The sequence below is a fragment of the Psychrobacter sp. KFRI-CH2-11 genome, from assembly GCF_038239325.1.
Lineage (GTDB): Bacteria > Pseudomonadota > Gammaproteobacteria > Pseudomonadales > Moraxellaceae > Psychrobacter > Psychrobacter celer.
The window spans coordinates 296,161-310,063 of the sequence record NZ_CP151283.1 but is presented as its reverse complement, the minus strand read 5'-3'; the positions used below and the strand labels follow the sequence as shown (position 1 = coordinate 310,063).

Here is a 13,903-nt window from a genome sequence, read left to right as displayed (position 1 = left end):
ACCGACAGTCATCCAAATGGGTTCGAAGCGGCTAAACAGCGACTAAACACTGCACTGTTTTACTGTGCTATTTTTTGGCAATAATGGTTGCACGCATCGGGGCAGGATAGCCTTCTACAGTTTTTGTTCGGTCATTAGGATCTAAAAAATCTGCTAAAGAGTGATACGTCATCCATTCGGTTTGGCGCTGCTCACTGGTCGAAGTCATAGCCACATCGACGCAGCGCACGTCTGTAAACCCTGCTTTTTCAAGCCAGCCGATTAACGCTGCAACAGAGGGTAAAAAGTACACATTATTCATCTGCGCATAGCGGTCATGCGGCACCAGTACAGTATTGGCGTCGCCTTCGATTACCAACGTCTCAAGCACCAGCTCGCCGCCTTTGACCAGCTGCCCCTTTAGCTGTTGCAAATGCTCAAAGGGTGACTGGCGATGATAGAGCACCCCCATACTAAACACCGTGTCAAATAGCTGACTATGCTCAGGTAAGGCTTCGAGTGGGACGGGGATATAATGCGTTTTATAACTATCAGCCGCGCCGACAAAATGCCGAATCGCCATAAACTGATGATAAAACAAGCAAGAGGGATCGATGATAATGACCGTCTCCGCGCCAGCCCCTGCCATACGCCAGCCATGATACCCAGAGCCGCCGCCAACATCGAGCACGCGTCGTCCTTTTAAGGTGCCCAAGTGCGGCGCAACTCGCTGCCATTTCCAGTCACTGCGCCACTCGGTATCGATCTTGATACCTGACGCATCATCGCCGATTTGACCACCGATCTGAAACGGCCCTTTGCGCCACGGCATCAGCTGCTTTAACAGCGCCGTTGTTTGCTTGCGCTGCGAGTCATTCAGACTTGCCTCAATGGTCAACACATCAGTGTCTAGATGGACAGCATCAACGACCAATTCTGGCAAACGCGCCACCGACGCCTGATAAGCCGGTGCGTGCGCATAGTTGGCTTTGTCTTTGATGGCACCCAGCCATGTTGGCAATTGGGTCAGCCACTCATAAGCCGTCGGCTGCTGCTGCGCAAGTGTTAGCAAGGTCAAATACAGCTCACGTTCGGCGCGCAAGATAGTGTCATTAAGCATAAAAGCGAATTACCATGTGGATCAAAAAGTAAGGTTAAAAATTGCGTCCTCAAAGAAAGGCTATTTAAACGCCACAATCGAGACAAAGTTCAAAAACTGAAACCACGTCAGATGCCGTGCAAAACCCACCTTATCCAAACGCTGATGGTGCCCGTCTAAGGTATCGGTGATAAGGACGTTTTCTAGCGCATTACGCTTGCCGCTGATTTCCATCTCGGTATAGCCATTAGCGCGCTTAAAGTCATAATAGCGCTCAACCAACCACGCATCATACTGCTCATCAAACGCATGGGTTTTCTCGGTCAACACCAATATACCGCCCTCGCTCAGTGCGTTATAGATATTCTCTAACACTGCCACTCTATCGGCGGCTGGCAAAAACTGTAGCGTTAAATTTAAAATCACCATATCGCATGGCTCAAGTGTCACATCGCGGATATCGGCGGTGACGACTTCGATATCGTGCTCAGGATAGTTATCATTGAGCACAGTCGCCGCTTTTGTGGTCATCGCAGGCGAGATATCTATCGCTTTAATCTGTAAATCCTGCGGCGCAAACTCCCCAGCCAGCGCCATGCTAGCCGCACCAAGTGAGCAGCCCAAATCATACACACGGCTGACACGGCGGCCATCACCGCCTTGCTGACGGTACTTGCAATGACGCCGAGCAAAGATAGGCAACATCGCCAGCACCTGCCCATAACCTGGTACACTACGACGAATCATATCTGGAAAACACGCCACCACCTGCTCATCAAAAGAAAAGCGCGCCGCTTTATCGAGAGGTGTGGTAAATAAAGTGTCATGCTTGATAGTGGCAGGATTGGATTGGCTCATGGGGCGACTCGTTTTGATAATAGCAAAAGCCCATTATAACATTACTGTTTGTTACTTATCGCCATCAGATGCCCTGCTAAGCTAAATAGGTCATGCTAAGGGCAATCAATTGATGATTGAAGCAGTCGTTAAACTAACCGTATCATTGAGTTGATAGAGTCTTTAAGCAGGTCGTTGAAAGTTGAAAAATGACCGTCTGCGACCAACATTTACACTAGTAGCGCTATGTCACTTTTAGAGTGAAGTGATTATATAACCTGATCATCTCTTTATAATAATAGGAAAAATTATGCAAACCATTATCTTAGGCGGTGGCTGCTTTTGGTGCACCGAATCGGTCTTTTTGTCCGTAAAAGGCGTAGCGTCCGTGACATCAGGCTATATGGGCGGCGACGCGGTATCGGCCAACTATGAGGCCGTCTGTAGCGGCACTACAGGTCATGTGGAGGTTATCAAGGTCTATTTTGATGACACTGTTGTCCCTTTGGAGGTGATACTTGATGTGTTTTTTGCCACTCACGACCCCACAACCAAAGATCGTCAAGGCAATGATGTCGGCAGTCAATATCGTAGCGTGGTGTTCTATACAGACGATGAGCAAAAACCAACCGTCGATCGCACCATCAACAAACTGCGCGATATGGGCGTCAACGTCGTCACAGAAGTCCATCCTGCTATGACGTTTTATAAGGCTGAAGAGTCGCACCAAGACTTTTTTAATAGAAACCCAGGCCAAGCCTACTGCAACTTTGCCATCCCGCCCAAACTTGCCAAACTGCGTAAAGAGTTTAGCGAATATATGGTCAATTAACTGACGCGCCATCACGGGTGCATCATTCGGCTAAAGGTCAGCTGGCAGGACGTACCATCACGTTATGGGTCGCAGTTATTACTCATACTTATTTATGATCAAGATAAAAAAGACGGACCGCCCTTCTCAGTAGATGAAGCAAGCATTCAGCAGTATTATGGACAGTATTATCAGATTGATGAAGTAGAAACACCTCTGCTACTATCGGCTCTATGCCTGATCTATCTGTCACAGAGCATGGCTGGCTACTCACAGCAATAGACAATCATAGAGAGATTTGATGAAAATTTTTATCAGCTTCGTCAGCCTGATGGGTTTGTTATTGGTCGTACTGCCAGGGCCATTATATAAATATGGCGTCGTGGATTTGGGTACCGCCTTTGCCGGATTTAGCTTGGCGATGCTCGCAGGCGGTGCGGCACTGATCATGTTGCTATTACAAGCGTTATTCAAACGCCACACGCTTAGCTTTCGCACCACTGTCATCACTATGCTGCTAGCGAGCAGCTCGATCCTCATACCGCTCACCATGCTGCACAAAGCCAAAAGCGTACCCCCCATTCATGATATTTCAACCGACCTTACCAACCCGCCTAAATTTGTGGCCATCATTCCTTTGCGGGCTGACGCGCCAAACCCTGCGACATACTCTGGCACCGAGAGCGCAGCACAGCAGCGCATCGCCTATCCTGACTTGAGCACATTAAGCTACCCACAATCCAAATCTACGCTGCTCACAGCCTGCGAACAAACCGCCAGCAATCTGGGCTGGGAGCTGGTGGTGATAGACGCAGACACCGGTATTGTAGAGGCGACAGATACGACGCCTTGGTTTGGTTTTCAGGACGATGTGGTGATACGTATCACCGATGCAGGTAGCAAGCGGCTGGTCGATATTCGTAGTAAATCACGAATTGGTGGCAGCGATTTGGGCAAAAATGCAGAGCGTATTCGTCGTTTTATCAAAGAGCTGGATAAGGTTTTAGAGTCGTAGCGACATCCTTTAGAAGCTTGGTACGCAGCAAAAATCGCTTGCAACCTCACACCTACGTCAATTTATAGTAACAGGGTGCTGCGACCGCTTTTCTTTATTATGTAGATTAGTTACTCTAAGTAAATATGACGGTTTTGCGCTTTATGCTGTTTTATTGATCGCTCTTATTTATAACCATTACTTATCATCACGTCCCATCGCCACTTCTCATAATAATTTTGACGTTTATAGGATATTCTCATGCGTTTGACTCCTCTTTCGACCCTATCCATGCTGGCTGCGGCTATTGGTCTGAGCTCTGCCAGCACTGCCCAAGCGGCCAAACCACCAGCGCCAGACTTGTCCAATAGCGAGTTTCAGCAGTGTCTAGATAGGCTAAAAGGCTCTAGTAAGTTTCGCGGCGTAGACAGCTTTACCTTCAACAACTATCGCCCAGCTCAGCCTGATCCTAGCGTTATTCAGTCGCTTAACTATCAGCCCGAGTTTCAAAAAGATGTCTGGGATTACCTATCGGCGCTGGTGGACAAAGAGCGCGTCGAAGATGGTATTCGTGCCAAGCACCAATGGCGTGATACGCTGCGCCAAATTGAATCGCGCTATGGCGTAAAAGCCGAGCACGTCCTTGGCGTCTGGGGCGTGGAGTCCAACTTTGGTCAGACACTAGGTAAAAAACCGCTATTTGAATCCTTAGCGACTCTCTCCTGCTTTGATCGTCGCCAAAGCTACTTTCAGGGGGAGTTTGCCAACGCGCTCAAAATCGTCCAACGCGGTGATATTGCACCAAACGACATGACAGGCTCGTGGGCTGGCGCCTTTGGGCAAACGCAGTTTATGCCGAGCACCTTTTTGGAGCTGGCCGTCGACTTTGATGGCGATGGTCGCCGCGACCTCGTCAATAGCGTCCCTGATGCGCTAGCCTCTACCGCCAACTTTTTGGACAACCGTGGCTATCGTACAGGGGAGCCGTGGGGTTATGAAGTCAAACTCCCTGATGGCTACTGGGCGGCGTCCAATCGTAAAAACAAAAAATCCATGAGTCACTGGCGCAGCCAAGGTCTGACATTGGCAAATGGTAGCCCGCTGCCCTATGATTTGAGTAGTGCAGGACTGCTATTACCAGCTGGTATAGAAGGGCCGGCGTTTTTGGTTGGTAAAAACTTTGATACCTTTTACTCGTATAACGCGTCAGAAAACTACGCATTGGCCATCGCGCACTTGTCAGATCTGATCACGCGCGAAGACAGCAGCAAGACGGACTTTATCACTGCGTGGCCCACAGATGACCCAGGTATCAGCCGCCAACAAGCCAAAGACATTCAGCAAGCACTGCTTGATGCTGGCTATGATATTGGCGGTGTCGACGGCATCATCGGTGACAACACTCGTACGGCTATTCAGCAATACCAAACCAGCCGCGGTATCTTCCCTGCTGATGGCCGTGCAGGGCAAAAATTTTATCGTACCATCGTTGGTAGTGCCGCCCCTCGCCAAAGCCAGTATGGTAATCAATATGGCCAACCAGCCGGCAATCCGTCCGTTAATAGTCAGCTTTTAAACCCAGCACCCACCGATCGTATGGGCCAATTGATCCAGCAGCAGACCACCGCGCCAAGCGCTTACTCTCAGTCACCGCAGCCCTCTACGTCTAGCAACCCGCGCTATCGCCGCGTGATCGGCAGCGACGGTACTATCAAGCTGGTACGTATTGATGAAGGCTCATAACCGCTAGGTTTTAGCGCTCTCCCCCTGATAGCAAAAAGGCCACGCTATAGCCAGCGTGGCCTTTTTATGTGTTTTAGGACGAGACCTTTAGGACAGTACATTTAATAGATAAGTCTTTAGCCTTGTCTTTTTGACAAACCTACGTTTTGATCCTTTGATCATAGTGACGCGGTGTTATACGATAGGCGGCGGATTGGGCTTACCATTGTCGCCATCCCAGTTTTCCCGTGCCTTGTCGTCTAGGTCAGCAGGAGTTTTTGGCTTCCATTTGCCATTTTCTTTCCACGTCTCATCACCCCAATCCGCATCTTCTTCTTTTCTATCCAAGTCTTTGTAGGCTTGGCTAGGGTCGATGCCGCGGCGCTTCATGTCGGCCACTTGCTCTTCTAGGGTACGAAACTGATCGGCATCATGCATGGCTTTTTCTAAGCCGTCGATTTCATGGTTTCGTTCATCATATTTAGAGTTGCTCATGTCTACTCTCCTTAATTATTCAGTGATCGTCAATGATACGTATCTCAGCGCTGTTGTATGATGTGTTATCGTTTTAGTGATTTTGTTCTTTAGTCATTGTCGTTATTTCGTTCATGGTCTTCGGCTATCAACTGAACGTGCGCTGACTCATGATTCTTATTATCACCAGTCCTGCTTGGATTCACAACCACTGCCACGTATGCTTTGTATTACAAAACGTAGTCACGCGCGCAGATGCTTGCAGTATATCTGCTCGAGACAGCTACTGCTGGAGGACGACTGAGAAAAACAAGCTACCAAAGAAGAGAAGAATGTAAAAAAGGCAGATTAAGACTGAGATGAGGTGTTTTTTAGCAAGTTTTTTGCATAAAAAGTCAGCTTCCATAGCTCCTGCGATACCCGTGTCCCATAGGTGGTCAGCTGTATCCAATTGGCACTGACCAGCTGACGCTGCAAGACGTTTAAGTCGTCTTGTGATATCTGACAGCGCGCAACCGCATGGACATCTGGCATGTCTTGCTTGACGTCTGCTTCAGCTTTTGATGCTATCAGTCGGTTGATGGCGGTTTGTAGACCATAGCTAGAGAACGTCGAGGGAATTTTTGATAAGGCAATCAGCACCTCTTGCCATGTCAGCGTCATCGGCCGTGTCACATCTGTCAGGTTACCCCCTGCATAGGCTTGCGCACTATAAGAGATCTCAAAGGACTCTGTCAAAACGATGAGGTTACTGACATTATCTTCTGCAAAGCTGGCTTTGGGCTGCTCATGAGGGTAGGCAAGATTATGTTGGGTCAGGCTGTGTTTGTTGATGGCTTTTTTGGCGGACGGCCGCTCAGCGGTTTTTTGCGTAGTAGCTTGTTTGCTAAACTCAATGACCTCGTCACTGGCCTTTATCCAGCCGCCCGTGACTTTATGCGCAGCAATGATGGTGTAATAGGCTTGTACCAGCAGGCTTTCGATTTCATCAGCATTGTCATAATAGTATATGCGATTGTCTTGCTTGGTCACTGCGTTGATAAATTCTTGTAACTGGCGGCTGATGGCGCTGTCTGGCGGCTGGTTTTTGATTAAGACCAGTAGAGGCTTGAGCTTGGCTTTGGCATTTAGATAGCTCAAATGCATTTGGCTGACGCCGGTTTTTTGTACGGTACCGTAGCTATCACCGATTACCATCAACGCATAGTCACAGGAATCGATGCATTGACGCCCATATACCGACGCCTTTGACAGTTGGCTTGACACATCATAAGTCAAAAAAGCGCGCGCCTGAAAAAATATCGCTAGGTTGTCCAGTACCAGCAATTGATCATTATCAGCGCATATGACGTGGATATGATAGCGACGGTTTGGCACAATCACCTCTAAGCTTCAGTCATGACATAAGTAACGAGCAGATAAAATAAAGCACAAATATCTTGTTTTGCACAGACTAGCATAAACTTATAGAAATGGAATTATTTTATTTCGACTACAGCAGCTTCATCGTCATATAGGCGCGCCTGACACTCAAACCGCTGATCAGAAACTCCATAATAGCACTTATTTAGAAGCGTATTGCAAAACGGTCTCTTGTCCGACCAATTGTTTTATCAAAGCGCCCAACGTATCATCATATTTGCTGGCATAAAAAGTCAACGGCAGTCGAACAACAGGCGATATTTGATGGTTTGTCGCTATCGCTCGGTGAGCGTTGCTGTCATTCTCGCTATCATCATTGCAGTATTCATTGATATGGTTATTGCCATTGCCCTTAATATTAGCACTTACCAATAGCTGATTGCTCAGTAGCAGCTGCTTGACCCGCTCTGCAATCGCCTGTCCTGAGTCCACCACCTGTATCGATAACTGCTGTCGCGCAATTTCCTCCAACAAAAAACCTTTAAAAAACGGATAATGCGTGCACCCAAGGACCAACTGATCGATACCAGCTTGCGCAAAGACCGTAAGCTGCTGACGTAAACGCCGCGCGGTCTCGTCCGCCTCTGGCATGCCCGCCTCTACCCATGGCACTAGCAGGGGGTCAAAGTACTTAGTCACCTCTATATTATTGGGCAGGGCAAACGCATCGATAACCTTGTTTAGTAACGCACCATTTAAGGTCGCCTTGGTCGCCAGCACTGCCACGCGATGGGTAGTGCTGGCCAGTACCGCCGGTTTTAATGCTGGCACCAATCCCACAATAGGCATCTGCGGATAACAACGCCTAGCCGTCTCTAGCGCATAGGCAGAGGCACTGTTGCACGCGATAACGATAAGTTTACAGCCTTGCTGATACAGCCACTCGATCGCTCTTAATGTCAGCCTCTCAATATCAGTGCTGTCACGATTACCATAAGGGACATGTAGCGTATCGGCATAATAGACATAGCGCTCAGCAGGCAGCTGCTCGGCCAGATGCAGATACACAGACAGACCGCCTACCCCCGAGTCAAACAAGCCTATCGGTGCGCTTGGGTCGGCATGATAAGTCGTTGCCTCAGCTGCCACCGCATGAGCAGCGGCCTGCCGGATAGCCGCAGTCTTCATGTGTTTGGCTAGCACAGCCTCAGGATGCACCCTATCCACGTTTAGCGCGTCATTTTTGCTCATACCCTTCATGGCTGTACTGTCGTTTTTTTGGTCATATCGGTATCTTTATACTGCTGATTGCGTGACTTGTCGGTAGTCAATCAAACTGCTACACATATACTGTCGCGCTTTGCTATTTATTGTTTTTGCTACAAAGTAGCAAGAATTTAAGCCTTTGATGGCTTAAAAAAGCATTGGTCTTTTAAAAATTGGTACCTTAAGGCATCGATAATTGATAGCATTGCCCGCCACTTTGTAAGGTTAATATCGTCTCGCCGTTTTGCTCTGTCAGCTCACCAATCTCAGCCAAATGATAAAACGTATTGCGGCCGATCAGTGCCATCAAGCCCTGTCTGACGGGCATATACGGACGTATTTGCTGCTCGGCGGCTTGTTGCTGATGGTGGTCTTTGGCGTTTTGTGCATTATTGGCTTGAGCGCTGCTGGCCTGAGGCTGACTCTCGGCATGTTTGTCTGGTACATTAGGATTATACGCCTTTAAGACGATTTTGTGCTCGTCATCTAGGCGAACGACATCGCCTGTGGTCGTGGTAAACTCCAACCAGCGCTGGCCTGCCTCCTCAACGATACCCACATCGTTGATCAATAACGGCGCATCTTCAACTTGAATACGAATTTTTTGCACAGGCGTCTTTAAAAAATACTCTGTTTTGCCCTGATTTTCTTCTTTCCACAAAATCGTGGCAAACAGACTCACCAATGACTCTCTGGTCATTTGCCCGCCTTCGTGCCACCACTCGCCATTTGCCTTGATCACCAAATCCATATCCGTCACTTGCTCAGGATGCCAGCGCTCTAGTGGCGGTATGGCTCGCCCCTCGCGCGCCCCAGCAGTGGTCTTTAGATACTGGCTCAATGCGTCCATACTATTTAGGTCTGATGGCACGTCGTTTGGGGCTTGCGGCGTATCGTTTTGGGGTTTATTGGCTTGCTTGTTATGGCTATCCATCTTATGATTTCCTATCTAGTATGCAAAGTTTGGCAAATCTATCATGACTATAAATTTTAGTTTCAGGTATGATGAATCTTTGTCGTCAATCAATCATCATAATTAGCTCATTATTTTAATTTTACCTTAACATCGATACTCACAAATGCGTATCGTGTTTGTAGGACTTTTCTTTTATAATGAGTAACGATTTTTCATTTACGTGTTTTTATTTACATGGTTAAGTGGGTGCTGTATCAATGAGACGTTTTTTAAAGCGTTGATATCTTTGCATAAATGGTTTTTCGCAAAGAGCCCAGCTCATTGTTATTGATACGGCGCAGACAGTTTTTATCGGGCAGCCATATGTCGAGTGACGTTAGCGCCACAAGTCTATTATTTAATTGTTAAGCTAATGATGCCCTGAGATAAGCCACCATAAGTTTAGGAGTAGGTATGCAAGAGCAAGACAATCAAAAGCCAGTCGTTGATGGCGATACGGTAGCGACAGATACGGTCGAGCAAGACGTGCAAGCACAAAGCGTGGCTGCAGAGCCTGAGATAGAACGCGAGTCTATGGAGTTTGATGTCATCATCGTCGGCGGCGGTCCTGCAGGCTTGTCTGCGGCTATTCGTCTGCGTCAGCTTGCCATTGAGGCGGGCAATGATGAGTTTATGGTTTGTGTGGTCGAAAAAGGCTCTGAGTTTGGCGCTCATACCTTGTCTGGCGCAGTCATCGAGCCACGCGCACTCAATGAGCTCATCCCTGACTGGAAAGAAAAAGGCGCCCCGCTCAACGTACCTGCGACCGAAGATCGTTTTTATTATCTCAATTCAGCCACGCGCTCGACCAAAGTACCTGACCCTTTAATCCCAGCACCGATGCACAACGATGGCAACTATATCGTCTCGCTAGGCAATGTGGTGCGCTGGCTTGCCGTACAGGCAGAAGAGCTAGAAGTGATGATGTTCCCAGGCTTCCCTGCCGCCGATATCTTATACAATGATGACGGCTCAGTACGTGGTATTTTGACAGGCGATATGGGTGTGGCGGCTGACGGCGAGGCCAAGCCAAGCTTTGAGCCAGGCTATGAGCTACTGGCCAAATACACCATCTTTGCTGAAGGTAGCCGCGGTCACTTGGGCAAACGTTTAATCAGCCGTTTTAGTCTCGATAAAGACGCTGATCCTCAGCATTATGGTATCGGTCTAAAAGAGCTGTGGGAAGTGGCACCTGAAAAACATGAGCAAGGCGTGGTCATGCACGGTCTTGGCTGGCCATTGACCGAAACTGGCTCGACGGGTGGCTGGTGGTTGTATTTCGACGAAAACAACCAAGTCAGCTTTGGTCTGGTGGCAGATTTGTCTTATCACAACCCATATATGTCGCCGTTTGATGAAATGCAGCGCTTAAAGACGCACCCTGTTATCAAAAACGTCTTAGAAGGCGGCAAGCGTATTTCCTATGGTGCGCGCGCCCTGACCAAAGGTGGCTTAAACTCTCTACCAAAATTCACCTTCCCAGGCGGCGTGTTGGTCGGTGACAATGCTGGTTTCTTAAACCCAGCCAAAATCAAAGGCACGCACACCTCGATGAAATCAGGCATGCTCGCGGCTGAGGCGATTTTTGAGGCGCTGCAAGCTGACCGCCAGCACGACGAAGTGGTGGCTTATACCACTATGTATAAAGAGTCGTGGTTATATCAAGACAACTATGAGTCACGCAACTTCTCCCCTGCGATACATCGCATGGGTCTGTTTATGGGCGGCGCCTTTACCTTTATCGAGCACAATCTATTAAAAGGTAAAATGCCACTGACCCTGCATGACAACATCCCTGACTATGATCAGCTAGAGCGTGCCAACCATGCCTATCAGCCGACCTACCTAAAACCAGATGGTAAGCTGGTATTTGATAAGCTGTCATCGGTATTTATCTCTAATACCAACCACGCAGAAGATCAGCCAACACATCTTAAGCTCACTGACCCAACGGTGCCAGTATCGATCAACCTGCCTCTCTATGCCGAGCCTGCGCGTTTGTACTGCCCAGCGGGCGTCTATGAAGTGGTCAAGGATGCCGAAGGCGCAAAATTCGTCATCAACGCGCAAAACTGCGTACACTGTAAGACTTGTGATATCAAAGATCCATCGCAAAACATCACTTGGGTCACACCAGAAGGCGGCGGTGGCCCGAACTATCCAAACATGTAATGGTGTTAGAGAGCCTTGAGCAGTCATCTGCTCACCGCTGAACAATAAAAAACCGCCCTTAATTTATAAGGGCGGTTTTTTAATACTTATACATTCAATGTCTCAATTAAATGACGCGACAACCCATCTTAATCTGTCCAAGCGTCACGGTTGGCTTCGTCTTTTAATTTGACAAAATCATCAGGGTCAAATTTGATTTGCGTACCTGATTTGCCTTCTTTGATTTGACGCTCGTAGTCACGCAGTATGCGTAGCGCCACAGGAGACAAGAGCAAAATAGCCACCAAGTTGACGAGTGCCATCATACCCATGGATAAATCCGCAAAGTTCCAAATCGCAGGCAAGCTGGCGATGGCACCAATAAACACCATTCCCAATACCATAAAGCGGAATATCATGATCATCACTTTGGCGTTTTTGGCGCCTGAGATAAACTCAAGGTTTGACTCGCCATAGCTGTAGTTGGCAATAATAGAAGTAAAAGAAAAGAAGAAAATGGCAATGGCGACAAAGATAATACCCAAATCACCCACGTACTGCGACAACGCCAGCTGCGTCAGCTGAATACCTTCTTGCTCGACATTGGGGTCGACCACGCCTGACAAAATGATGATAGAAGCCGTTGCGGTACAGATCACCAGCGTATCCATAAACACGCCGAGCATTTGCATAAATCCTTGCACCGCGGGATGGTCAGGATGGCTTTTAGCCGTAGCTGCCGCATTGGGTGCCGACCCCATGCCTGCTTCGTTAGAAAACAGTCCGCGTTTGATACCGTTGATCATCGCCTGAGCGATACCATAACCGATGACCCCGCCCGCTGCTTGCTCAAATCCGAAAGCTGATTTTACAATCAAGGCGATGGCAGCTGGGAATTGGCTAAAGTTAGTGATGATAATAAACAGTGCCAATAAAATATACAAAATCGCCATGATAGGGACGATTTTGCCCGCGATACGAGCCACCGAGCGCAACCCTCCAAACACCACAGGCGCGACCAGTGCCACCAATACAAGGCCTGTCATCCATGTTGGCACGCCAAAGGCTTCATTGGTCGCTTGTGCGATGGTGTTGGACTGTACGCCATTGAAAGCAAGACCAAAGGCCACGAGCAGACACAGTGAGAAAAATATCGCAAGCCAGCGTTTACCCAAGCCTTTTTCGATATAGTAGGCCGGTCCGCCGCGATACACATTGTCGTTGTGAGGAACTTTGTATGCTTGGGCGAGCGTCGATTCGATAAAGCTGGTCGACATACCAACCAGCGCGGTCATCCACATCCAAAACACTGCACCTGGGCCACCGAGATAAATCGCAATCGCAACCCCTGCCAAGTTACCCGTACCCACACGCGCCGCCAGCGACGTCATCAATGCTTCAAATGAGCTGATACCGCCATTTTTGCGTCCTTGGTTGGAGACGCGCAATAGCTTCCACATATGACCAAAGTGGCGAAACTGAATAAAACGTGTCACGACAGTAAAATACAGACCTGCGCCAATCAGTACAAACATCAGCAGACCATACCAAGGGTTACTGGCAATCAACCAATCGTTGTTCCCCCAGATAATACTGACACCATAATTTACGAGGCTGTTAAACCACCCTACTATCCCTTCACTCATATCAACTCCTCGTGAATATTTTTTAAAACTTGCTTATTTTTTGCGTTTTATATCAAATAAACGCTATTAAAACCAGCATACCATGCTCAGTCGTCAAATCTGCTGTGCATTTTATAGAGATTCGGTGCGCCACGACCATCACGTTTACTTATCGATTCAAGATATTTATTTTTAAAATAAATACTGCAGGCTCCTCCCATCCTATAGAATGATAAAAGTAACCAATTTACTGCAGAAAGTAAGCCAGCGGTGATGGTTTTTACATTCTGTCATCCATCTATCAGGTTTTTATTAATAATGGTTATGCAGGATTTTTGGTTTATGCCGATTTGTTTGCAGTGACGCAGACTTGAAAGTGATAGACTAAATTTTATAGGCATTGTGACTTATTGAATATTCACTTATTGTCATGATTGTTTGGCATACTAAAAACTTTAAGACGCTTGTCAGGAAGACGAGACGGTAATCAAAGACAGTGGATGGTCTGCCCCCTCCTTTCTTCCTCAAATATTGTTTGTTATAGCGCTCTTAAATACAGTGATCTTGGCAAATAGTCATCATGCTAAATCAGCACTCGCGTTATCTGATCGTCAGTACGTGCTTGTCA

At 47.8% G+C, this 13,903-nt stretch carries 12 protein-coding genes; 5 read left to right on the top strand and 7 right to left on the bottom strand.

Translation table 11 applies throughout. From position 1 onward, the window contains the following. Positions 1 to 67: 67 nt before the first annotated feature. Positions 68 to 1,099 (bottom strand): tRNA 5-methoxyuridine(34)/uridine 5-oxyacetic acid(34) synthase CmoB, encoded by a 1,032-nt coding sequence (cmoB, locus tag AADH33_RS01325; RefSeq protein ID WP_348549307.1) that lies wholly within the window; start codon positions 1,097 to 1,099, stop codon positions 68 to 70. 60 nt (positions 1,100 to 1,159) lie between these two features. After that, on the bottom strand, positions 1,160 to 1,936 hold the full coding sequence (gene cmoA / locus AADH33_RS01320; protein ID WP_348549306.1) for a carboxy-S-adenosyl-L-methionine synthase CmoA: 777 nt from the start codon (positions 1,934 to 1,936) through the stop codon (positions 1,160 to 1,162). 289 nt (positions 1,937 to 2,225) lie between these two features. On the opposite strand from cmoA, the gene msrA reads away from it, so the two are divergent. The 4 genes from msrA to AADH33_RS01305 all read left to right on the top strand — a co-directional run bounded on the left by msrA (position 2,226) and on the right by AADH33_RS01305 (position 5,463). After that, positions 2,226 to 2,747 carry a peptide-methionine (S)-S-oxide reductase MsrA gene (msrA, locus tag AADH33_RS01315; RefSeq protein WP_348549305.1) on the top strand — a complete coding sequence of 174 codons (522 nt, stop codon included), beginning with the start codon at positions 2,226 to 2,228 and terminating at the stop codon, positions 2,745 to 2,747. Then, the gene (locus AADH33_RS13165) at positions 2,748 to 3,008 is read left to right on the top strand and encodes a hypothetical protein (protein WP_350339868.1); all 261 of its coding nucleotides are present in this window, start codon (positions 2,748 to 2,750) and stop codon (positions 3,006 to 3,008) included. A gap of 19 nt (positions 3,009 to 3,027) precedes the next feature. Beyond that, positions 3,028 to 3,741 (top strand): DUF1499 domain-containing protein, encoded by a 714-nt coding sequence (locus AADH33_RS01310; RefSeq protein WP_348549304.1) that lies wholly within the window; start codon positions 3,028 to 3,030, stop codon positions 3,739 to 3,741. A 240-nt stretch (positions 3,742 to 3,981) separates the two neighbouring features. Continuing rightward, the gene (locus tag AADH33_RS01305) at positions 3,982 to 5,463 is read left to right on the top strand and encodes a lytic murein transglycosylase (protein ID WP_348549303.1); all 1,482 of its coding nucleotides are present in this window, start codon (positions 3,982 to 3,984) and stop codon (positions 5,461 to 5,463) included. Between the two features lie 174 nt (positions 5,464 to 5,637). Here AADH33_RS01305 and AADH33_RS01300 read toward each other — a convergent pair whose 3' ends face one another. The 4 genes from AADH33_RS01300 to AADH33_RS01285 form a co-directional block, all read right to left on the bottom strand. Then, a complete protein-coding gene (locus AADH33_RS01300) occupies positions 5,638 to 5,937 on the bottom strand; it encodes a hypothetical protein (RefSeq protein ID WP_348549302.1) in 300 nt (99 codons plus the stop codon). A 327-nt stretch (positions 5,938 to 6,264) separates the two neighbouring features. Then, positions 6,265 to 7,293 (bottom strand): DUF4062 domain-containing protein, encoded by a 1,029-nt coding sequence (locus AADH33_RS01295; RefSeq protein ID WP_348549301.1) that lies wholly within the window; start codon positions 7,291 to 7,293, stop codon positions 6,265 to 6,267. Between the two features lie 186 nt (positions 7,294 to 7,479). Then, positions 7,480 to 8,529 carry a glutamate racemase gene (gene murI / locus AADH33_RS01290; protein WP_348549300.1) on the bottom strand — a complete coding sequence of 350 codons (1,050 nt, stop codon included), beginning with the start codon at positions 8,527 to 8,529 and terminating at the stop codon, positions 7,480 to 7,482. A 196-nt stretch (positions 8,530 to 8,725) separates the two neighbouring features. Next, positions 8,726 to 9,478 (bottom strand): DUF1285 domain-containing protein, encoded by a 753-nt coding sequence (locus tag AADH33_RS01285; RefSeq protein WP_348549299.1) that lies wholly within the window; start codon positions 9,476 to 9,478, stop codon positions 8,726 to 8,728. 555 nt (positions 9,479 to 10,033) lie between these two features. On the opposite strand from AADH33_RS01285, the gene AADH33_RS01280 reads away from it, so the two are divergent. Beyond that, entirely contained in the window at positions 10,034 to 11,671 is a 1,638-nt protein-coding gene (locus AADH33_RS01280; protein WP_348549932.1) for an electron transfer flavoprotein-ubiquinone oxidoreductase, read from the top strand. A gap of 128 nt (positions 11,672 to 11,799) precedes the next feature. Here AADH33_RS01280 and AADH33_RS01275 read toward each other — a convergent pair whose 3' ends face one another. After that, complete coding sequence (locus AADH33_RS01275) at positions 11,800 to 13,296, bottom strand: alanine/glycine:cation symporter family protein (RefSeq protein WP_075102512.1); 1,497 nt, start codon at positions 13,294 to 13,296, stop codon at positions 11,800 to 11,802. Positions 13,297 to 13,903 lie beyond the last annotated feature (607 nt).

Coding starts and splice junctions, on each gene's coding strand:
- cmoB (WP_348549307.1), bottom strand. CDS start 1,099: ATGCTTAATGACACTATCTTGCGCGCCGAACGTGAGCTGTATTTGACC.
- cmoA (WP_348549306.1), bottom strand. CDS start 1,936: ATGAGCCAATCCAATCCTGCCACTATCAAGCATGACACTTTATTTACC.
- msrA (WP_348549305.1), top strand. CDS start 2,226: ATGCAAACCATTATCTTAGGCGGTGGCTGCTTTTGGTGCACCGAATCG.
- AADH33_RS01310 (WP_348549304.1), top strand. CDS start 3,028: ATGAAAATTTTTATCAGCTTCGTCAGCCTGATGGGTTTGTTATTGGTC.
- AADH33_RS01305 (WP_348549303.1), top strand. CDS start 3,982: ATGCGTTTGACTCCTCTTTCGACCCTATCCATGCTGGCTGCGGCTATT.
- AADH33_RS01300 (WP_348549302.1), bottom strand. CDS start 5,937: ATGAGCAACTCTAAATATGATGAACGAAACCATGAAATCGACGGCTTA.
- murI (WP_348549300.1), bottom strand. CDS start 8,529: ATGAGCAAAAATGACGCGCTAAACGTGGATAGGGTGCATCCTGAGGCT.
- AADH33_RS01285 (WP_348549299.1), bottom strand. CDS start 9,478: ATGGATAGCCATAACAAGCAAGCCAATAAACCCCAAAACGATACGCCG.
- AADH33_RS01280 (WP_348549932.1), top strand. CDS start 10,034: ATGGAGTTTGATGTCATCATCGTCGGCGGCGGTCCTGCAGGCTTGTCT.
- AADH33_RS01275 (WP_075102512.1), bottom strand. CDS start 13,296: ATGAGTGAAGGGATAGTAGGGTGGTTTAACAGCCTCGTAAATTATGGT.